The organism is Paenibacillus sp. NRS-1782 (assembly GCF_050467685.1).
GTDB classification, from domain to species: domain Bacteria; phylum Bacillota; class Bacilli; order Paenibacillales; family Paenibacillaceae; genus Paenibacillus; species Paenibacillus terrae_A.
In genome coordinates, this window is record NZ_JBITPH010000129.1 from 1 (window position 1) to 385 (window position 385).

At 58.2% G+C, this 385-nt stretch carries 1 protein-coding gene; it reads left to right on the forward strand.

From position 1 onward, the window contains the following. A partial coding sequence (locus ACIFQM_RS25025; RefSeq protein ID WP_430066426.1) for a hypothetical protein occupies positions 1-385 on the forward strand: 385 nt, incomplete at both ends.

Genomic DNA, 385 nt, shown 5'->3' on the forward strand with positions numbered 1-385 from the left:
AAAGCTGGCGGCGCGCTCGGTACAAGGAATGAACCTCGCAGAAGGCAGCGTCGGTCCTCCGCATCTGTCTGCGCAGGCCGTACACCCCCGGCATCTGGCAGTTGGAGCGGTACAGGACAGAGCGCTGGCAGAGGGAGCGGTGAAGTCCGTGCATATCGCACCGGAGTCCATCCAGTCGCACCATTTGCACATCGGAACCATTCAGTGCGAGCATATCGCATCACAGGCGATATCGACCGATACTTTGCAAAGTGAGTCTGTTACGTCTGACAAACTGGCGGAGGAAAGTGTAACCTCCACCAAGCTATCTGCCCATGCAGTGCAGTCCGGGCACATTACAGATGAAGCCGTACAAAGCAGCCACCTGGCTGTGGCGGCCGTGGAT